General features: G+C 66.1%; 15 protein-coding genes and 1 pseudogene. 4 read left to right on the top strand and 12 right to left on the bottom strand.

The genetic code is table 11. The features are described 5' to 3' along the window. Nucleotides 1-27 precede the first annotated feature (27 nt). From RVU70_RS20550 to RVU70_RS20540, 3 genes are all read right to left on the bottom strand, one after another. Entirely contained in the window at nucleotides 28-3,006 is a 2,979-nt protein-coding gene (locus RVU70_RS20550; protein WP_363351946.1) for a plasma-membrane proton-efflux P-type ATPase, read from the bottom strand. Nucleotides 3,007-3,094: 88 nt separating this feature from the next. Beyond that, nucleotides 3,095-4,531 (bottom strand): MFS transporter, encoded by a 1,437-nt coding sequence (locus RVU70_RS20545; protein ID WP_363351944.1) that lies wholly within the window; start codon nucleotides 4,529-4,531, stop codon nucleotides 3,095-3,097. After that, nucleotides 4,528-5,436, bottom strand: a complete 909-nt coding sequence (locus RVU70_RS20540; RefSeq protein ID WP_363351942.1) for a polyphosphate kinase 2 family protein — start codon at nucleotides 5,434-5,436, stop codon at nucleotides 4,528-4,530. Before RVU70_RS20540 ends, RVU70_RS20545 begins: the two co-directional genes overlap by 4 nt. 452 nt (nucleotides 5,437-5,888) lie before the next feature. On the opposite strand from RVU70_RS20540, the gene frc reads away from it, so the two are divergent. Next, complete coding sequence (frc, locus tag RVU70_RS20535; RefSeq protein ID WP_363352249.1) at nucleotides 5,889-7,139, top strand: formyl-CoA transferase; 1,251 nt, start codon at nucleotides 5,889-5,891, stop codon at nucleotides 7,137-7,139. Between the two features lie 38 nt (nucleotides 7,140-7,177). After that, on the top strand, nucleotides 7,178-8,884 hold the full coding sequence (gene oxc / locus RVU70_RS20530; protein WP_363352247.1) for an oxalyl-CoA decarboxylase: 1,707 nt from the start codon (nucleotides 7,178-7,180) through the stop codon (nucleotides 8,882-8,884). 34 nt (nucleotides 8,885-8,918) lie between these two features. Here oxc and RVU70_RS20525 read toward each other — a convergent pair whose 3' ends face one another. The 8 genes and pseudogenes from RVU70_RS20525 to RVU70_RS20490 all read right to left on the bottom strand — a co-directional run bounded on the left by RVU70_RS20525 (nucleotide 8,919) and on the right by RVU70_RS20490 (nucleotide 15,228). Then, nucleotides 8,919-10,442, bottom strand: coding sequence for an acyl--CoA ligase (locus tag RVU70_RS20525; RefSeq protein ID WP_363352245.1), 1,524 nt, complete (start codon nucleotides 10,440-10,442; stop codon nucleotides 8,919-8,921). A 26-nt stretch (nucleotides 10,443-10,468) separates the two neighbouring features. Continuing rightward, the gene (locus RVU70_RS20520) at nucleotides 10,469-11,566 is read right to left on the bottom strand and encodes a hypothetical protein (RefSeq protein WP_363352243.1); all 1,098 of its coding nucleotides are present in this window, start codon (nucleotides 11,564-11,566) and stop codon (nucleotides 10,469-10,471) included. A gap of 2 nt (nucleotides 11,567-11,568) precedes the next feature. After that, nucleotides 11,569-11,838 (bottom strand): MoaD/ThiS family protein, encoded by a 270-nt coding sequence (locus RVU70_RS20515; RefSeq protein ID WP_363352241.1) that lies wholly within the window; start codon nucleotides 11,836-11,838, stop codon nucleotides 11,569-11,571. 182 nt (nucleotides 11,839-12,020) lie between these two features. After that, nucleotides 12,021-12,224, bottom strand: a pseudogene (locus tag RVU70_RS20510) (peroxiredoxin); the annotation flags it as partial. Between the two features lie 485 nt (nucleotides 12,225-12,709). Beyond that, nucleotides 12,710-12,973, bottom strand: coding sequence for a hypothetical protein (locus tag RVU70_RS20505; protein WP_363352239.1), 264 nt, complete (start codon nucleotides 12,971-12,973; stop codon nucleotides 12,710-12,712). A gap of 175 nt (nucleotides 12,974-13,148) precedes the next feature. Then, the gene (locus tag RVU70_RS20500) at nucleotides 13,149-13,505 is read right to left on the bottom strand and encodes a phasin family protein (RefSeq protein WP_363352237.1); all 357 of its coding nucleotides are present in this window, start codon (nucleotides 13,503-13,505) and stop codon (nucleotides 13,149-13,151) included. Between the two features lie 305 nt (nucleotides 13,506-13,810). Continuing rightward, nucleotides 13,811-14,203 carry a hypothetical protein gene (locus tag RVU70_RS20495; RefSeq protein ID WP_363352235.1) on the bottom strand — a complete coding sequence of 131 codons (393 nt, stop codon included), beginning with the start codon at nucleotides 14,201-14,203 and terminating at the stop codon, nucleotides 13,811-13,813. Nucleotides 14,204-14,343: 140 nt separating this feature from the next. Further along, on the bottom strand, nucleotides 14,344-15,228 hold the full coding sequence (locus RVU70_RS20490; protein WP_363352233.1) for a LysR family transcriptional regulator: 885 nt from the start codon (nucleotides 15,226-15,228) through the stop codon (nucleotides 14,344-14,346). Between the two features lie 106 nt (nucleotides 15,229-15,334). Between RVU70_RS20490 and RVU70_RS20485 the strand changes: the two genes are divergently transcribed. Both RVU70_RS20485 and RVU70_RS20480 read left to right on the top strand, forming a co-directional pair. Further along, on the top strand, nucleotides 15,335-16,927 hold the full coding sequence (locus RVU70_RS20485; RefSeq protein ID WP_363352231.1) for an NADH-quinone oxidoreductase subunit L: 1,593 nt from the start codon (nucleotides 15,335-15,337) through the stop codon (nucleotides 16,925-16,927). Nucleotides 16,928-16,945: 18 nt separating this feature from the next. Next, nucleotides 16,946-19,498 carry a DUF2309 domain-containing protein gene (locus tag RVU70_RS20480; RefSeq protein WP_363352229.1) on the top strand — a complete coding sequence of 851 codons (2,553 nt, stop codon included), beginning with the start codon at nucleotides 16,946-16,948 and terminating at the stop codon, nucleotides 19,496-19,498. Between the two features lie 82 nt (nucleotides 19,499-19,580). On the opposite strand, the gene RVU70_RS20475 is transcribed toward RVU70_RS20480, so the two are convergent. Then, nucleotides 19,581-20,111: a lipocalin family protein gene (locus RVU70_RS20475; protein ID WP_363352227.1), complete on the bottom strand. Its 531-nt coding sequence runs from the start codon at nucleotides 20,109-20,111 to the stop codon at nucleotides 19,581-19,583.

Raw genomic sequence — 20,111 nt, 5'->3', positions numbered from 1 at the left:
CCGATGGCGCCCGCGCGCCTTCGACCGTCACTCGCCGACGAGCGCGCATTCCGCGCCCCTGGCGCGAAGGGCCTCGCAGAATGCGGCGGCTTCGAGCCGGTCCTTGAAGTCGGCGATCTCGACGAACCAGGCGGTCTGTCCGTCTTTCTCCTTGCGCAGGATCGTCGGCTGATGCGCGCCGATCACGCCCGGCGCGCGCTTTTGCAATTGACGCCATCTGCTTTTCGCGCGCGCCTCCGTGGGGAGAACGCCCAATTGCGCCGAGGTCTTCGCCGGCGCGGGCGGCGCGGCGGAGGGCGCCGGCGCGGGGGGCGCCGTGTCCTCGGCAGGGTCCGCCGCAGGCGCCGCAGGCGCGGACGCAGCCGGCGCCTCGTTCGCGACCGGGGAAGCGGCGTTCTGCGTGGCCATGTGGGCGGCCCAAAGGAGCGCCGCGACGGCGGCGAGGCCCAGGACCGTCGCCACATGATCGGCGGCGCGCCGGGACGGCGCAGGCGCCGCGGGCGACACGGCCGCCGGTCGGCGCGCGGTCGCGCCCAGCGGCTCGGTCAGCCGCGCCAGGAACGGCGTCGCTTTGGTCACGCGCGCGTCGAGCTCGTGATAGATCGCGAGCTTGGCGAGATCCTGAACGAACATCCAGACGAGGTTGTAGGCCCAGACGAGGCCGATGAGCGCCCACGGCAGCGCCGGCACGAGCACGCCATAGGCGCAGAGCAGCGCCGCGACGATCTGCGTCGCGACAATGGCCCAGAACAGCGCCGTTCCCGGGAAGGGCGGCGCCCAGAACGGGCCCTTGGCGCGCGTCACGAACAGCATCAGATGACCGCCGACGACGAGCTGCAAAAACAGGATCGTCTGGAGATGCGGCGCGTCGAGATGCAGCACGTTCTGGCCGAGGACGAGAAGCCCGAAGCTTTGAAGGACGGCGAGGGCGCCGAGCACCGAGGAGACGACGAGCACGCGGTCCATCCGCCAGCGCACCGGACGGCTCGGCACCTTCGCCCGGTCGAAGGCGATGGCCATGATCGGAATGTCGTCGAGCAGCGCCAGCATGATGATCATCACCGGCGTCAGCGGGAAGAAACCATAGACGATCGTCGCCAGCACGATGAACACCATGATGTCGAGCGTCATGGCGATGCGATAGAGCGTATAGCTCATCATGCGCTCGAAGATGCGCCGCGCTTCCTCGATGCCGCGGATGATCGTGGAGAGGCCGGGCGCGGTGAGAATGAGCGCGGCGGCGGCGCGCGCCGCGTCGGTCGCGCCCGAGACGGCGACGCCGATGTCGGCCTGTTTGAGCGCCGGCGCGTCGTTGACGCCGTCGCCCGTCATGCCGACGATGTGGCCCTGCTCCTGCAACGCCTTCACGATCGCATATTTATGTTCGGGAAAGACGCGGGCGAAGCCGTCCGCCGCCTCGATGCGCTCAGCAATGTCGGCTGGAATGTCGCCCTTCGCCACCCCGCCCTCGAAGAGCTGGGTCGCCGGCTGGATGCGCGTGCCGAGGCCGAGATCGCCGGCGATCTGCTGGGCGATGGCGACGTCGTCGCCCGTGACCATCTTGACGCGAACGCCATAGGCTTCCGCCCGCGCGATTGTTTCCTTGGAATCGGCGCGCGGCGGATCATAGAGCGGAATGAAGCCCAGAAAGCGCCAGGCGCCGCTCGCGTCCGTGCGCGCCACGCCCAATGTGCGGAAGCCCTTGGCGGCGTAAGCGTCGACGGCCTTGTTCGCCGCGTCGAGATCGGCGCCTTCGAGTTTGGCGAGCGCCATGATGACCTGCGGCGCGCCCTTGGCGGCTTTGAACGTCGCGCCGTCCGGCCCCTTCGCCGTCGCCTCGGTGCGCTTGGTCACCGGATCGAACGGCTGATAGGCCGACTGCGTATAGGCTTTCAGCGACGCGTCGTCGTGCAGGCCGGCGAGCACGGCGAGATCGATCGGGTCGCGGTCCTCCGCCTTGGAGGCGAGCGAGGCGACGAGCAGCGCCTCCTTGGGATCGGCCCCTTTCCAGGGGCTGACCTCGCCGAGCGTCAATTTGTTTTGCGTGAGAGTCCCGGTCTTGTCCGAGCAGAGGATATCCATCCCCGCCATTTCCTCGATCGACTCGAGGCGCGAGACGATGGCCTTTTCGCGCGCCAGCAGTTTCGCGCCGAGCGCCATGGTGACGGAAAGCACCGCCGGCATGGCGACGGGAACCGAGGCGACGAGCAGGATCAGCACGAATTCCGCGAGACGCAGCACATCGGCGCCGCGCGACAATTGCACCGCGACGAGGATCACGGCGAGAACGCCGGCCGCGGCGATGAGGAAATCGCCGATGCGCATCACAGCGGCCTGGAAATGCGAGGTCGCGCCGGCGCTCTGCACGAGAGAGGCGGTGCGGCCGAAAAAGGTGCGCGCGCCGGTCTCGGTCACCACGGCCTGAATCTCGCCCTGCTTGGCGATCGAGCCCGAATAGAGAATGTCGCCCGGCTTCTTGGAGACGGGAAGCGACTCGCCCGTGAGCGCCGCCTGATCGACGCTGAGATAATCGCCCGAAACGATTCGCGCGTCGGCGGGCACGACGTCGCCCAGCCGCACGCGGACGATGTCGCCCGGCACGATGTCCGTCGCGTCGATCTCGCTCCAGACGCCGTCGCGCAGCGCCTCGGCTTTGAGCGCCAGCGCGTTTTTCAACGCCTGAAGCGCGTTCGACGCCTGATGCTCTTCAAAGAAGCCGAGCACCGCGTTGAAGACGAGCAAGGCGAGGATGATGGTGAAATCGCCCCAGTCGCGCACGACCAGCGCCATGATCGCGGCCGCTTCGATCATCCAGGGGATCGGGCCCCAGAAGTAGCGGAAGAAGAGCACCCATTCGCTGGTCTTCTTCTCTTCCAGCGCATTCGGCCCGAAATGCGCCAGCCGATCGGCGGCCGTCTTGGCGTCGAGACCCTTCAGCGGATCGGTCGACAGCGCCGCGAGAACCTCGGGGATGGGGGATTTCGACAAATCGACGCGCGCATCCATGGCGACGCTCCTTTCAACAAAAGATGTCCGAGCCCGAGAGCGGGCCGCTCTTCCGCCGGGTTCGCCGTCGCGCGATCGTCCCCGGCTTCTAATCTTCCTCCAGCGCGCCCTCCTCGTTCACGGCATGCGCGAAGAAGGCTGTCGCGACGAGGCCGGCGAGGCTGACGAGCGTCATCAGGGCCACGACGCCGTCGAGGCCCCAGGCCGCCTGCAGTTGCGGCGCGACAAAGGTTCCAAAGGTCGCGCCGACCTTCGCGGCGCCGGCCGCGAAGCCGCTCGCCGAGGCGCGAACGGCGGTTGGAAAAAGCGCCGGGGCGAGGATGAAGGTCGTCGCATTGGGCCCGACGTTCATGGAGAAGTTGAACAGGACGAAGCCGGCGATGATGAAACCCATATGGGCGCTGGCGCCGTCGCTCGCGACGACCGCGAAGAGCAGCAGCGCCATGCCGACCGCCATGCCGAAGAAGCCGCCGATCTGCATGGGAATGCGTCCGAGCGCCGGCACAGCCCACAGGCTGACGAGAAAGCCGACGAGCAGGAAGAGATCGACCAGGGCGCTCCCTTTGGCGTCGGCGAATTCCGCGGCGATCGGCCCCGCCCCCGCGCCGCCGAAGTGAAGCGCGCCGAGAATGACTGGCGTGAACAGGCCGACGCCATAGGTGGCGACGTCCATCAGCATCCAGGGCAAGGAGACGAGCAGCGTCTGCGCCCGAAAGCGCGCGCCAAAGAGCGTCCCCAGGCCGGCCCCGTGCGACTTCGACGGCGGCGCCGGGACGATCGGCCGCTCGGCCAACGCGTGCTGCGCGGACGTCGATGGCGGCTTTTCGTGGAACGCGCGGCTCAATTGCGCAAGAAGCGCCCGCGCCGCGTCGATCCGCCCCTTCGCCGCCAGCCAGCGCACGCTTTCGGGCGCCCACATGCGGGCGAAAAGAAAAGCCACGGCGAGCGCGCCGACGGCGCCGAGCAGCAGGCGCCAGTCGCTGGTTTCGGGATCAATGCGCGTGATCGCGATCCCGGCCAGCGCCGCGGCGAGCATCCCGACCGACTGCATGGCGATCGTCGCCACCGTCATGCGGCTGCGCGTCGCGCGCGGCATCATCTCCGAGACATAGGAGGCGCTCGTCGGAAAATCCGCGCCGACCCCCATTCCGGTCAGAAGCTGCGCGGGGACGAGAAGCCAGGGATGCGGCGCGAAAGCGGCGAGCGCCGCGGCGAGAGCAATCAGCGCCATATCGAACATCAGCACGCGCTTGCGCCCGAACCTGTCGGCGAGGACGCCGCCGAGCCAGGCGCTGGCCGCGGCCCCCAGCACGAGGGCCGAGCCCATCAACCCGATGAGCAGGGGCGAGAGCGAGAATTCATGCTTGAGCAGCGGCAGCGACAGGCCGAGAGCGACGACCGAAAAGCCGTCGAGAAACGCCCCGCCGCTCGCGGCGAGCCAAAGCGCATAATGACGCCAGGTCATCGGCGCCTGATCGATCGCCGAGAAAAACGACGCTGGGCTCGTCGCGCGCGCCGGCGTCACGATTGCGCCGGCGTTTCTGTCGCGTCTTCGGCTTTCCCGTCGCCGGCGGCCGATTTCTTCTTCTTTCTGGTCTCCGCCTCGCTCGCCTGATGATAGAGCCGGCGGATCTCTTCAATATCCACCGTCGGCTTGGGAGCCTCGATCTTCATATCTTCGAGCGCGTCGGCGACGATCGCGGACAGAGCGAGATTGCGGAACCATTTGTGATTGGACGGAATGACGAACCAGGGCGCATGCGCGGTCGAGCAGCGCGAGACCGCCGCCTCGAAGGCCTCGATATAATCGTCCCATCTGTTGCGCTCGGAATAATCGGTGGCGCTGATCTTCCACTGATGCGTGGGATCGTCGAGACGCTCCTTGAAGCGCGCGAGCTGCTCGTCTTTCGAAATATAGAGGAAGAATTTCAGGATCGTCGTATTGTTCTCGACCGCGAGCATCTTCTCCCATTCATTGATGAAGTCGAAGCGCGGCTTCCAGATTTCCTTGGGCGCGAGCTTGTGCACCCGCACGACGAGGACGTCCTCGTAATGCGAGCGGTTGAAGATCGCCACATTCCCGCGCGCCGGGGCGTGGGGATGAATGCGCCACAGGAAGTCGTGGTCGCGCTCCTCCGCCGTCGGCTGTTTGAACCCCGTCACCTGGACCCCCTGCGGATCCATGGCGCTCATGACATGCCAGCAGGAGCCGTCCTTGCCGGAGCCGTCGATGCCCTGAAGGACGATGAGCAATGAATGATTGCGTTCGGCATAGAGCGCGCGCTGCAATTTGGTGATGCGCTGCAAATGATGCTGCAGCTCCTCGGCCGCCTCGACGTCATTGGCGTGACGGCCGTGAAATCCGGCGTCGATCGAGGAGAGGTCGACCCTGGAGCCGGGTTCGATGCGAAAGCGTTTCGTGAAGTTCATCTTGCGCTCCAAAGTCGGAGCCCGAGAAGGGCTTGAAAAACGCTTCGATTTGTCCCGCTCCGGGTCGGCGCCGTCAAGTCGGCGACGGCTGAATTCGACGCAGCGGAGTGAGGTAAGAGGGCGAGCTTCAGCTTGTCAATAGCGAGGCTCGTAGAAACGAACGTCCCATTAGTCGGCGCGCCGCTCGATATTCGGCGGCGAAACAAGCCGCATCGTTTCGGACGCGCCGAGCGGCGTCGACGCCGGGACTCCATGACCCTTGATCGAAGGGGCTCCCGGAAGCCCGCGCCCGCCGCTGACGAGAGGCCGCGACCGAGCCGCCGGCGCCAGGAAACGGTGGACTTTTGCGAGCGGCTAGGCAACCATATCCATGACAGCTTTGAAGAATTCTTGCCAATGAGCGTCGGTTGAGCGGGTCTGTTTCGTTCGATTGACAGAGGAGCGCCGCACGCATGACCCTCCCTCTCGCAGGTGTGAAAATCATCGACTTCACCGGCGTCCAGGCGGGACCGGCCTGCACCCAGCTGCTCGCATGGTTCGGCGCCGACGTGCTCAAAGTCGAACTGCCGGGCGTCGGCGACGTGACGCGGCGGCAGCTGCGCGACGCGCCTAATCTCGACGCGCTCTACTTCACGATGCTCAACAGCAATAAGCGTTCGCTGACGCTGAACACGAAGACGCCGGAGGGAAAGAAGATCTTCGAGCAGCTCATCCGCGACGCCGACGTGCTCGTCGAGAACTTCGCGCCGGGCGCGCTGGACCGCATGGGATTTCCCTGGGAGCGTCTGCAGGAGCTCAATCCGCGTTTGATCTTCGGCTCGATCAAGGGCTTCGGCGAGGACTCGCCCTACGCCGATCTGAAGGTCTATGAAAACGTCGCGCAATGCGCCGGCGGCGCCGCCTCGACGACCGGCTTCTGGGACGGACCGCCCACGGTCAGCGCTGCAGCGCTCGGCGACACCAATACCGGAATGCATCTGGCGATCGGCCTGCTCGCCGCGCTGCTGGGGCGCGAGCGCACGGGAAAGGGCCAGAAGGTCTCCGTTTCCATGCAGGAGGCCGTGTTGAACCTCTGCCGGGTGAAGCTGCGCGATCAGGAGCGCCTGGAGCATCTCGGCTATCTCGAGGAATATCCGCAATATCCCAACGGCACGTTCACGGACGCCGTGCCGCGGGGCGGCAATGCGGGCGGCGGCGGGCAGCCGGGCTGGGTTTTGAAGTGCAAGGGATGGGAGACGGATCCCAACGCCTATCTCTATTTCACCATCCAGGAGCAGAACTGGCCGCGGACCTGCGAGGCGATCGGCAAGCCCGAGTGGGCGGACGATCCCGCCTATGCGACCGCCAAAGCGCGTCAACCGCACATCTTCGACATCTTCGCCGAGATCGAGAGATGGCTCGCCGACAAAACGAAATTCGAGGCGGTCGATATTCTGCGCAAATTCGACGTTCCCTGCGCGCCCGTGCTGTCGATGAAGGAGATCGCCTATGATCCCGCCTTGCGGCGCTCGGGCGCGATCGTCGAAGTCGAGGAGGAGTTGCGCGGGAAATATCTGACGGTCGGAAGCCCGATCAAATTCTCCGACTTCACGCCCAAGATCACAGGCGCGCCGCTGCTTGGCGAGCACACCGACGACGTCTTGTCGGCTCTCGGCTACGACGCGGAAAGCATCGCCCGGATGCGCGCGAATAAAGTCGTCTGACCCTCTCTCTCCGACCATCCGCAAGAAAGAGCGCCGCCATGGCCAACCCCGACAGAAGGGACGCCGTCACTGATGGCCTGCATCTCATCGTCGACGCCCTCAAACTCAACGGCCTCGACACGATTTTCGGCGTCGTCGGCATTCCGATCACCGATCTTGCGCGCCTCGCTCAGGCGGAAGGGCTCAAATATTTCGGCTTTCGTCACGAGCAGTCCGCGGGCCACGCCGCCGCGATCGCCGGCTATCTGACCCAATGGCCGGGCGTGTGCCTGACCGTCTCCGCGCCGGGCTTTCTCAACGGACTGCCGTCGCTGGCCAATGCGACGGTAAACGGCTTTCCGATGATTCAGATCAGCGGGTCGAGCGATCGGGCGATCGTCGATCTCCAGCAAGGGGATTATGAGGAGCTCGACCAGATGAACGCCGCCAAGCCTTTCGTCAAGGCGGCCTATCGCGTGAACCGCCCCGAAGATATCGGGATCGGCGTCGCGCGCGCGATCCGGGCGGCGACGTCGGGACGTCCCGGCGGCGTCTATCTCGACCTGCCGGCGGATGTGCTGAGCGCCGTCATCGACAAGGACCAGGGGACGCGCTCTCTGGTCGAGGTCGTCGATGCGATTCCAAAGCAGCCGCCGGCGCCAGAAGCCATCGAGCGCGCGCTCGATCTTCTCGCGAAGGCGAAGCGTCCCCTGGTCGTGCTCGGAAAGGGCGCCGCCTACGCGCAGGCGGACGCGGATATTGCGCGCTTCATCGAGGAGACCGGCGTCCCCTTTCTGCCGATGTCGATGGCGAAGGGCCTCTTGCCGGACAATCACCCGCAATCGGTCGAGGCCGCTCGCTCCTTTGCGCTCGCTCACGCCGACGTGGCGGTTCTCATCGGGGCCCGCCTCAACTGGCTCCTGGCCCACGGCAAGCCGCCGCACTGGTCGCCCGACGTCCAATTCGTCCAGTTCGACATTCAGCCGACGGAGATCGACAGCAACAGGCCGATCGCCGCGCCCGTCGTCGGCGACATCGCCTCTTCGATCAAAGCCCTGCTTCTCGCCTTGAAGCCGGGCCGCCTTCCCGCCTGGACGGAATGGCGCGACGCCATAGAACCGCAGAAGCAAAAGCACATCGCGGACATGGCCGCCCGTCTCGCCGCCGATCCGCGGCCGATGGATTTCTACGGCGCGCTCGGCGCCGTGCGCGCGGTTCTCGCCGACAAGCCGGACGTCTTCGTGGTCAGCGAGGGCGCCAACACGCTCGACGTCGGCCGCAACGTCATCGACATGGCTCTCCCGCGCAAGCGCCTCGACAGCGGAACCTGGGGGGTCATGGGCGTCGGCATGGGATACGCCATCGGCGCCGCGGTCGTCTCGGGACAGCCCGTCGTCGCGGTGGAAGGCGACAGCGCGTTCGGTTTCAGCGGCATGGAGATCGAGACGATCTGCCGCTACAGGCTGCCGATCGTGGTCGTCATTTTGAACAATGGCGGCGTCTACCGCGGCGACGACGTCAACCGCGGCGGCGACGGCGCGCCGGCCGTGACGGCGCTCTCGTTGCACGGGCGCTATGACAAGCTCATCGAAGCCTTTGGCGGAACGGCGTATAACGTCGCCGATCCGGACGCGCTGACGCAGGCCCTCTCCGAGGCGCTCGCGGCCGGCGCGCCGGCGATCATCAACTGCGCCATCGATCCGACCGCCGGAACCGAGAGCGGCCATATCGGCAGCCTCAATCCCAAGAGCGCCGTCAGCTCATAGAGACGATGGACGGACCATTGGAACAGAGGCAGCCCTAGGCCGCCGCGAGCCCCAGCCTTTGCGCGAGCCCGGCGCGCTGCAGCTTTCCGGTCGGGCCCCTCGGGATGTCGTCGACGAAGACGATCTGGCGCGGAACCTTGAACGGCGCGAGCCGCTCCGCGAGGAAGGCTTTCAATTCCTGCTCCGAGACGCTCTTGCCCGCCTGCAGCACGACGGCGGCGGCGACGTCCTCGCCGAGCTTCTCGTTTGGAACGGCGAAAGCGACCGCCTGCTCCACGGCCGGATGGTCCATGAGCGCCGCGTCGACCTCTTGAGGCGAAATTTTCTCGCCGCCGCGGTTGATGATTTCCTTCAGACGTCCCGTGAGCCGAAAATAGCCGTCGACATCCTTGACGCCCTGGTCGCCGGTGCGAAACCAGCCGTTGACGAAGCTTTCGGCGTTGGCCGCCGCATTGTTCTCATAGCCGGCCATGACGTTCTCGCCGCGGATCACGATCTCGCCCGCGACGCCCGCCGGCGCGATCCGACCCGCTTCGTCGATGATCTCGACCTCGGGCCCGGCGGCCTGGCCGACGGAGCCGGGCTTGCGCGGGCCGTGCAGCGGGTTGGACGCCATTTGATGCGCCGCCTCGGTCATGCCGTAGGACTCGATGACGGGGGCCTGGAACGCCGCTTCCAGCGCCTCGATGACCCGCACAGGCAGCGACGCGGACGACGAGCGGATGAAGCGCAGCGGGTGGCGCGCAATCACCTCCCTGTTCTGCGCGGCGAAGCTCAGGATCCCCTGATGCATCGTCGGCACGGCCGTGTACCAGGTCGGTTTCGCCTCCTCCATCCAGCCGTAGAATTTCACCGGGTTGTAACCCGTGGAGCAGAAGACCGAGCCGCCGCGCGACAGCGGCGCGAGAAGGCCCGCGACGATCCCGTGAACGTGAAACAGCGGCATGATGTTCAGCCCGCGGTCGCTTTGGCTGAAGTCGAGGGTCCGGGCGATGTTTTCCGCCGAGGCCGCGACATTGCGCTGCGTGAGCGGCACGATTTTCGGCCGCGAGGTGGTGCCCGAGGTATGAAGGATGAGCGCGATGTCCTCCGGGCCGACAGAGCCCTTCCCCGCCGCGCCCGCGGCCGCTGCGCCGCCGGTAATGATAAAATCGCCGGCGCCGCCGCCGCATGGCGTCAGCGTGAGCACGCGGACGCCGAGCCTTTTCGCCGCTTCGAGCGCGGGCGAGGCCTCCCCCGCCGCGACAACGAGCGCCCCGACCTCGAGATCCTTAAGGTAAAGTTCGAACTCGTCGAGCGTATAGGCGGGGTTGAGCGGCACGGCGGTCGCTCCCTGCACGATCGAAAGGAAGGCGGCGGCCATTTCGGGGCCGTTCTGAAGCGCGATCGCGACCCGGTCGCCGCGGCCGACGCCGACGCGATTGAGCGTCGCAACGGTCTCCTTGGCGAGCGCGCGCAGCCTGCCGAAGGAAAGCGGCGGCGCGCCGGCCGCGCCAAGCGCGACGGCGCCGTCGGGCGCGGCGCGAAGGAGGCTTTCGAGCGTGCGGCTGGCGGTCATGAGCCTCTCCGGCAATCGGCAGGCAATCAAATGAATTGCACGGCGTAGATCGGCGGCAAGGTGTGCGTCACGCACTGCCAATGATCGCCCTGATCCTCGCTGATCCACAAGCCTCCCGTCGTCGAACCGAACGTCAGCCGGTCGCCCGTCGCGTCGATCGCGAGCGCGTGCCGGTAGACGAGGTCATAGGCGTGGGTTTGAGGCAGGCCGTTCGTCAGCGCGTCGAAGCTCTCGCCGCCGTCCCGCGTGCGCGTCACGACCAGGCGGCCCTCGCAGGGAATGCGCTTTTCATCTTTGATCCCGGGGATGAACCAGGCCGTGTCCGGGTCGCTCGGATGGACGACGACGGCGAAGCCAAAGGCCGACGGCGTCACGGCGATCTCGCGAAACGTCCGTCCCGCGTCGGACGAGACGAAAACGCCGTTATGATGCTGAACCCACATGCGTTCGGGCGCGGCGGGACATTGCGCCAGGCGATGTATGTCCTGCGCGATCGGATCATGCGTGAGTTCGGGCGGCACATGTTCCGCCCGCATGCCCTCGCCGCGCTGGCTCCAGCTTTCCCCCGCATCCTCGGTAAACCAGATCCCGCCGGTCGAAACGGCGACCCACACGCGTCGTGAATTCGTCGGATCGACGATGATCGAATGAATGCCCGGCCAATCGGCGCCGCCGCCCATCCATTGCGTGCGCTTGGGGTGCTCCCACAGCGCGCGGACGATCGTCCAGCTCTCGCCGTGATCTGACGAACGAAACAGCCCGCCGGGCAATGTGCCGCACCAGAGCGCGCCCGGCTCGTCCGCTCCGCCCGTCGCGAGCGCCCAGATCCGCTGCGTGCTCCAGGGAATGGGACGCCCCCACATGTCCTTTTCGTCGAGGCCCTCCGGTTTTTGCGGATAGGCCGGCGCGGCGATTTCCTGCCAGCCGTCGCCCGTCGAGCGATGCAGCTTGACGCCGAAATGGCCGTGATCGAGCGCGGCGTAACGAAAGCCGCTGCGCGCGTCCGTCAGCGTAAGAGAGACGTTGTCGCCCAGGAACGCGACGCCGTCGATGTCCCAGCGTCCGCCGTTGCGAACGACGCTAAAAAGCCCCTTGCGCGTCGAAACGAGAATCTCGTCGCTCATCGTCAACCTCCCGACAACGCCTGAAAGACATGAACGACGCTGCTGGCCGATACGGGATCGGACAAGCGGACGCGGTCGCGAAGCGCGCGGCCGTCGATGAAAACCGTCATATGTTTGCGCAGCGCCGCCTGATCATCGAGGACATAGGCGCGCGCCCGGGCGTTTTCCTTGAACGCATTATCCAAGACTTCGCGAAGCGTCGCGCCGGCGGCCTCTGTTTCGGGACAGGCGACATGACGCTGTATGTTGGCGGTGAACAGGACTTTCACCATCCCGCACCCTCCCTGCGCGACGACCGGCCCTTGATGTTAGTCGGACCGCGCGCTTGCGCCAACCCCGGCCGGGCCGCGTCAAGCACACAGCCGGACCTCGCCTGACATAAGCTCGGCTTTGACAATCGAAGCGACGCGCCTCGGCGGGCGCCGGAGATTTCACCATTTCCGGCGCCCGTCGATCACGACGCCGGCTTCAGCGCCTCGCCGCCGACCGGCCGGTTGCAGGCGCAAAGCGCGCCGGTCTGGAGCGCGTCGAGCACGCGGAGCGTATCCTGAGGGGCGCGCCCGACATCGAGATTTGTGGCGTAGACGTGTTGAATGACATTATCCGGATCGACGACGAAGGTCGCACGATACGCGACCCCCTCCGGCGCGCGCACCCCAAAAAAAGATCACCTTCCACTTGCCGGGAAAGTTCGCGGTTGATTGGAAGCTTCGTAAATTTGAACCGCATCGCCTCGAAACGAAGCGCGCGCAGCAGACGCAATTGTGAAAGTCTGTCTTTCCCGCAGCGCCGGCGCGACCCGCCGCGAAACGTCGACGGGCTCGACGTCACGTCAATCTGGGAAACGCCACCCTGAACGTCGCGCCGCCGCCGGGCGTTTCGAAAACGCTCTCCGTCACCGGCGTTTACATCTGGTGGAAGAAGCGTTCGGCGCGGCGCGAGCGCGGTCGGCGGCCGGCGCTTGGCCGGGCGCGTGAAAGGGAAGAGGCCGCTTTGTGACAGCTTCGAGCCTGTGCAATTCTGCGCAAGGATCAACGGCACAGAGATCAACGCGACGCTTCTTCATGACGGCCTTTCTTTCCCGGGCGCGCAATTGCGATGCAACGGCTCATTGAGCCCCTTTCGCTAAGCGCGCGCCGACGCTCAGTCCAGAACCCTTCCCTTCGCGTCTTCGCAGGCCTTCGCGTTTTCGACGTAAAGCCAGCCTTGCGCTTTACACGCGTTCGAGCCTTTGCAAGCGTTCTTCGGGGTGTGGCAATCTGACTTGCCCTTGCAGCCGTTGACGCCAAAGCACCGCGCCTTGGCTGCGGAAGACGCGGCCTTCGCGGCGTTCGGGGTTGCGCCCGCGAGCGCAATCGAAACGGCCGCAACGGCGATTGCGGCTCCGTTTAGCGTCGTCTTTTTCATCTATCGCCTCCTCGTTGTCTCACAGTTCCCGACCCGCCGCCAGAAACGCTCGAGCGGGTTTGCGCGCAAAGGAATCGCTTCGGCGCGCAGTCGAGACGCGCCCCTGTTCGGCGGTCCCGTTTCGGTTATTCCGTCGCAAGTAGAAAACCAGGCGATAGCTCGCCCGGCTGCAAGGTCAGCCCGCCTCGTTGCGGTGAGATTTCTGCAAATTTGCAAAATAGGCCTGCGCCTGCGCCTGCAGGGCTTCGCTCTGCGTTTTCATATATTCGCCCTGCAAACGCAGACATTCGCCCAGATCTTCGGCTTGCGTCAGTTTCTGCGCAAGGTCGAAAGCCGCCGATATATTGGCCTGCGAATAGGAGAAAGCCTTTTCGTTGGCCTCTTTGACGCCCGGGGGAAGCGTCGACTCGATCGACTCGACCGCACGCTTCGCGGCTCGGGAAAACGCCTCGACGGCGCCGCGCGCCTGCCCGATGCTCTTTTGCACATATTCGCGGATTTCGATCGGCGCCTGAAAATTGGCTTGGGTCATGGTTTTTCCTCCATCTGACGTGTCGAGGGACAGTGACGGGCTAAGGGTCTGGTCAGCTTTCCCGCGTCCAAAAAGGCTCCGCCTGACGGAGCAGGCGGAGCAAGTTTGGGAGGGGGTCCCTGCGTGGCCGGAGGAGTCCAAGCCGCGCAAAGTTCTGTGAAAAGCTGCAACAGCTCAGATGAGTCTCAAGCGCCGGTTCCTGCATGGGGCCGAGGCGCAGCGACGCAAACGGCGCCATGGCCGCCCCACAACGGGAACGTCAAATTCCAGATCGGCGATGATGACCAATGGCGGATAGGCGCCCCTCAGGCGAGGGCCGCCGGGACGGCAAGAGGAGGCGCCCGGGGCGACTGAGGCGCGCCCTTGGGCTCTGCGCGCGCCGCTGGCGCAACATAGGCAGGCTCGACGGCGGCGCGCGCGACGGCGAAGGCTGGCGCGTCAAGAGCGGCGTTCGTATTTGGCGGCGGCGCGGAGCCGGATCCGCATTGCACGACGCAGCACTGGCTGTGATCGCGCGCCTGATCCGGAACGGCTGGCTGCTGCTGATCGCGGGACGCCTGTTGCGTCGAGCACATCGCCCCTGCGGCGCCGCCGACGAGAGCGGGCGCGCCTGCGAAGGCGACTTGCAGCAGCAGCAGACTGGCGACGACTGTCGCCAAGATGCGCGCAACGCCGCTTACTCGTTTGATTGGATCCACCGCCGCCGCCTTTGGTTCCATTCGTAAGGTAATGAGAGGCCGAAGCGCGAGTCAAGCGCAGAAGCGGGCTCCCGTAGCGAATGGCTTCACATCATTGCGTCAAGGACCCAGATCGCGAAGCGCGGGCGAACCGACGCCGATCAGAGTTTCCGTCGATGCAGATCGAGCGTCTTGAGAAGAGGGCTCGGGAATTGGCGTCGTCTCGTGATGGCGTAGAAGGCTTCCTTGATGTGGGGAAAGGTGCAGTGCTCCTTGAGGGAGCCGCTCGAAAGCTCGTCGATGACGACAACGGGCGGCACGAGAGCGAGGCAAAACCCCTCTCGCGCAATCAGCCTCAGCATCGCCATGTCGTCGATTTCGGCGACGAAGGCGGGCCTGACGTCTTCGGACTCGAGCAGCTTGTCGAAAGCGTTACGGATCCCGCTGCCGCGGCCGGGGACGGCGACGGCTATATTGGCGAGGTCTCGCGGAAACCGGAATTTCCGCCGTTTCAGCGCCGGCGCGCCGATGAGGCTCACCGATTGTTCGGCGATGAGCGTGCTCTGCCAGTCCTCGTCCTGATCATGCATCGCCGGCTGGTTGGCGAGAACAATATCGAGCCTGTGGTCGCGAAGCCTTGAGAGAAGTTCGAGGAACGTCGCCGATTGGATGATCACTTCGACGTCGGCGCGCCCGAGCAGCGGGCGCAGCAGTTCGATCTGAAAGTTGCGGGAGAGGGTCGAGACCGCTCCAACGCGCAGCGTCTGCCGCGCGGCGGGCCTCAGTCCTTCCAGCGTGCTCAAGAATTCGTCCCCGAGTTTAAACAGGGCGTCGGCGTAGCCAAGCGCGATGCGGCCGGCCTCGGTGAGTTGCAGCGATCGGCCATGTCTTTCGAACAAGGCCTGGCCGAGCTGCTCCTCCAGGGCTTTGACCTGCACGGATAGGGACGAAGGCGAAACGTTCAAGCGCCGCGCGGCGCGCGTGAGGCTTCCCTCATTGGCGATCATCCAGAAATAGCGCAAATGGTGATAGTTCAGGAAGGCCATGACGACTATTCTGTTTTATAGAACGAAACATTGCAATATTTGAATTTTCAAAATCGACAGGCCCGCCCTAGTCTCTGTCTCCATCGAGACCTGGAGACATGCAAAGATGGACTCGCTTACCTGGTCGCCTCTTCTCGCGCCGGCGGCGCTCTTCGCCCTCAGCCTGACGCCGAACCGCGCCGCAAACGCCTTTCCGCGCGCCATGGCCGCCGCCGGCCTGACCGCCGGCGCTCTCGCCTTCCTCGCCGCGCTCGCCATTGACGTCGCCGTCGTCCTTCATGGGCCGTTCACTACGGGCGTCGTCGGCGTCACGGGCGTCGGCGTCGGGGTTTACGTCGACGCGCTGTCGGCGGCGATGACGACGCTCGTCTCCTTCATCGGCGTGATCGTCCTGCTCTACAGCCGCAACTATCTCGACGGGGACCCCAGGCAGGGGTCCTTCTACAAGAGGCTCGCCTTCACGCTCGCGGCGGTTCTCAGCCTCATGACGGCGGGCAATCTGGCCTTCCTGATCCTGGCCTGGATCGCAACGAGCGTCGGTCTCAACACGCTGCTGCTGTTCTACCCCGAGCGCCCGGCGGCGCAGCTCGCCGCCAAGAAGAAATTCGTGGCGAGCCGCCTCGGCGATCTCTGCCTGATCGGCGCCGCCGCAAGCCTGTGGACGAGCTTCGGCACGCTCGCCTTCCCCGAACTCTTCGCCGCGGCCCGGGCGGCGGTCTCTTCAGGCGCGGCGGCGACCCTGGCCCTCCCGGCGGTCCTGATCGTCTGCGCCGCGCTGCTGAAGTCCGCGCAGCTTCCCTTCCATGGCTGGCTCGTGGAAGTGATGGAGACGCCCACTCCCGTCTCGGCGCTGCTGCATGCGGGCGTCATCAACGCGGGCGGCTTCCTCGTGCTGCGCCTTGCCGACATCGTCGCGCCTTCCGACAGCGCGCTTCACATGCTCTCGCTCGTCGGCGGCGCGACGGCGCTCTTCGGCTCCCTCGTCATGCTGACCCAGACCTCGGTCAAGGTCTCCTTGGCCTATTCCACCGTGGCGCAGATGGGGTTCATGATGCTCGAATGCGGACTTGGCGCCTTTGCGGCGGCCCTGCTGCATATCCTCGCCCACTCCCTCTACAAGGCGCACGCCTTCCTGAGCTCCGGCAGCGTCATCGACCTCGCCCGCGCCTCCTGGACGCCGAGCCCCGGCGGCCAGCCGCATCCCGCCCGCTTCGCGCTGGCGCTCGCGGCGTCCTTGCCTCTGGCCTTTGCCGTCGGCGGGATGTTCCACGCCGGCGTCATCGAAAATCCGGGCGCCGCGACGCTGGCGACGATCCTTCTCATGAGCCTCGCGCATCTCATCGCCAATGCGCTCGACGAACGGACCAAAGCCTATGTGCTGGGCAAGGCGATCGCCATGTCCGCCATCGTCGCCGTCGCCTTCTTTTCACTGCATGCGGCGGTCGAGCGGATGTTTTCATCGAGCCTGCCGCAAGCCGCCCCGCTGCGCGGCCCGGAAGACCTCCTGCTCGTTGTCGTGGTCATCGTCTCCTTTGGCGCGGTCACGCTCTTTCAAAGCGTCATGGCCCGTCATGCGACCTCGCCCTTCTGGCAGGCGGTCTACGTCCACCTCTCACAGGGACTTTATCTCAACACGCTCGCCAATCGCGCCATGCTCCGCATCTGGCCGCGGCGGGCGGCGACCTCCTCCTCTCTTTGATCGGGAAGGGCCCCAAGGATGAACGCTCACGTGCAATTTCCTTCGACTTCCGGCGCGCTGTCTGCGCCGAGCCGCAGACAGGAGATCGAGAACGGCGTCGCCAAGGCGTGCAGCCGGATCGCGCCGCTCTGGCCGCTCAAGCATTTCGTCGCCGTCAACCCGTTTCTGGGCTTCGCCGACCAGCCCTTCGCCGCGACAGCCGCGGCGTTGCGACGCGTCGCCAAGATCGACATGCTGGCGCCGCGCCAATTCTATCGCGCGGCGATCGCCTCCGGCGTCATCGACGACGCGGCGCTCGCTGAAGCGCTCGCGCGCGCGCCGCAGGATATCGACCGCCCCGCGGATGTCGCGGCGCTCAAACGCGCCGTCGCCGAGGACCCTGTGAAAAATTCGCGGCCCCCCGCCGCCGTCTCCACGGTCGCCGAGATTCTCGACGCGCTTGCGGACGGGGATCGGCAGGCCTCGCTCGTCGGCTTCATGATCGAGGAAATCTCGAAATGGTGCGCCGCCTATTTCGACGAGGGACAAGCGAGCTGGCGCATGCCCCAACGCGCACTGGCGCCCTACGCCGCCTGGCGCAGGACGGCGCGCTTCGATCTGAGCGCGGAGGCGATGGGCGTCGCAAACTTCCGCAAGACCGTGCTGTCTCTCCCCGAAGACCCTGTCGAGACCATTCAGGCGGTCGTCGAAAAGCTTCGCATCCCGCCCCGCGCCGTCGAGGATTATCTGCTGCGCACGCTCCTCGATATTGGCGGCTGGGCCGCCTATGCGCGCTACCTCGTCTGGAACTCGGAACTCAAGGGCGAACCCAACGACACGCTGGTCCAGCTCCTCGCGATCCGCGTCGCCTATGGCTACGGGCTCTTCAAGGCGCGCACCGACATGGCCTTCCACAGCGCCTGGGCGAGGGCGATGACGGAGGCGGTCTCGACCCCGCTCGACCATCGACTGAATGGCGATCCGGATCTCGCGGTCGATCTCATCCTCCAGGACGCCTATGAGATCGCCTTTCAAAAGAAGTTTTACGCGCGCCTGTCGTCTCGTCGGGAAGCCCGGCTCGACGCGCCGAGGCCGGCGCTGCAGGCCGCCTTCTGCATCGATGTGCGCTCGGAGGTCTTTCGACGCGCGCTGGAGACGGTCTGGCCGCAGGCCCAGACCGTCGGCTTCGCGGGGTTCTTCGGCTTTCCGATCGAATATGTGCCGATCGGCCATTTGCGCGGCGGCGCTCAGTGTCCCGTGCTGCTCAAACCCGCTTTCACCATCTGCGAAGCCGTCGAGGCGGTCTCGCCCGCGCAGGAGCGCCGAATTCTCGACCTGCGTCTCTTGCGCCGCCGCGCCGCCAAGGCCTGGAAGGCCTTCAAGCTGTCGGCGGTTTCGTCCTTCGCCTTCGTTGAAACGGTCGGACTGAGCTATGCGGTCAAGATTGTCTCGGACAGCTTCGGCCTCACCCGCCCGGCGCCCGACCCCAATCTCGACGGGCTCGACCCGCGCGTGCTTGCGCGCGTCGGGCCCCGGCTCGACCCGCGCGTGGTCGGCGAGCGGACGACCGGCCTCGACGCCGCGCAGCGCCTGGCGATGGCCGAAGCCGTCCTCACGGCCATGTCGATGACGGACGGCTTCTCGCGGCTCGTCCTTCTCGCCGGCCACGGCTCGACGACGGTGAACAATCCGCATGCGTCGGGCCTCGATTGCGGCGCCTGCGGCGGCCATACGGGCGAAGCCAATGCGCGCGTCGCGGCCGGGGTCTTGAACGACCCCGGCGTGCGCGCCGGGCTGCGCGGCAAGGGCGTCTTCGTTCCGGAAGACACATGGTTCCTCGCCGCCTTGCACGACACGACGACCGACGAGGTCAAAATCCTCGACGAAGCGGCCGCCCCCGCCTCGTATCGCGACGACATCGCGAGGCTGAAGGAGCGGCTCGCCGCGGCCGCGGCGCTCGCGCGCCTCGAGCGGGCCGCGCTGCTCGGCGTCGAGAAGGGTCCGGCGACGCGCCGGAAGATCGTCGCGCGCAGCCGCGACTGGTCGCAGGTGCGTCCCGAATGGGGGCTTGCGGGCAACGCCGCCTTCATCGCCGCGCCGCGCGCGCGGACAGCGGGACTTGATCTTGCCGGCCGCGCCTTCCTGCACAGTTACGACGCCGCAAAGGACGAGGACGGCAAGGTTCTCGAACTCATCATGACGGCGCCCATGGTCGTCGCGAGCTGGATCAATCTGCAGTATTTCGGCTCGACGACCAACAACAGGGTGTTCGGCAGCGGCAACAAGACGCTGCACAATGTCGTGGGTCAGCTCGGCGTGCTCGAGGGCAATGGCGGCGATCTGCGCACGGGGCTGCCTCTGCAATCGGTGCACGACGGCAAACGCTTCGTGCACGAGCCGCTGCGCCTCAACGTCTTCATCGAAGCGCCGGAAGCGGCCATGGAGGCCGTCCTGCAAAAGCACGGCAATGTGCGCGCGCTCGTCGAAAACGGCTGGCTGCATCTTAACGCGCTGCACGCCGACGGCCGCATCCGCCGCTTTCACGCTCTCGGCGACTGGCGCGACGTCGCCGCCGGGCGACAAGCAGCCTGAGGGCGGCGTCCCCCTATGGCGGGGCGCGCGGCGAAGAATTGGGCGCGGGCGACATGATCGCCCGCGCCTTTTTATCGGCTTTTCATCGACGCGGTCCGTTCCAGGGGAACTCCAGCGTCGAGGTGTCGTAGCCGAGCGCCTGAGCGCGGGCCACGAGCGCCTGGAGACGCGCCGCTGACGGGCGCTGCCGCGTATAGATGAAAAGATTGTCGAGCGTCGGACTGGTTCCGATGAACCAGCTGTAGTCCGGCGCCACGTCGACGATATGATAGTCGACGGAGAGCAAGGGATTGTAGCGCACGCTCAGACGCGAATTGACGCCGGGATCCTGAATCGCGCCGGCGCCGGTCAAAGCGACTTCCTCCGCGCCTTTCCGGCAGGCGTCCCGCACCAGAATTTCATTTGGCCCATTGCCGCGCGCATAGCTCGTCGTGCCGGCGACGCAGCCGTCGGTGATCCACATCGGCCGCCGGGCGACTTCGAGCCACGCGCCCTTGTAGAATCGCGCCGGATCGATCGGCTTGACGGAGGGGGCCTGGGCGACGGCGCCGCAGGCGCCGCCGAGAACCAGCGCGAGGACGGCGGCCCCGCGCATGAAGGCGGTTTTCATCAT

The organism is Methylocystis echinoides (assembly GCF_040687965.1).
GTDB lineage: Bacteria > Pseudomonadota > Alphaproteobacteria > Rhizobiales > Beijerinckiaceae > Methylocystis > Methylocystis echinoides_A.
The sequence above is the reverse complement of the archived record's forward strand: the minus strand, read 5'-3'. Positions and strand labels throughout refer to the sequence as shown.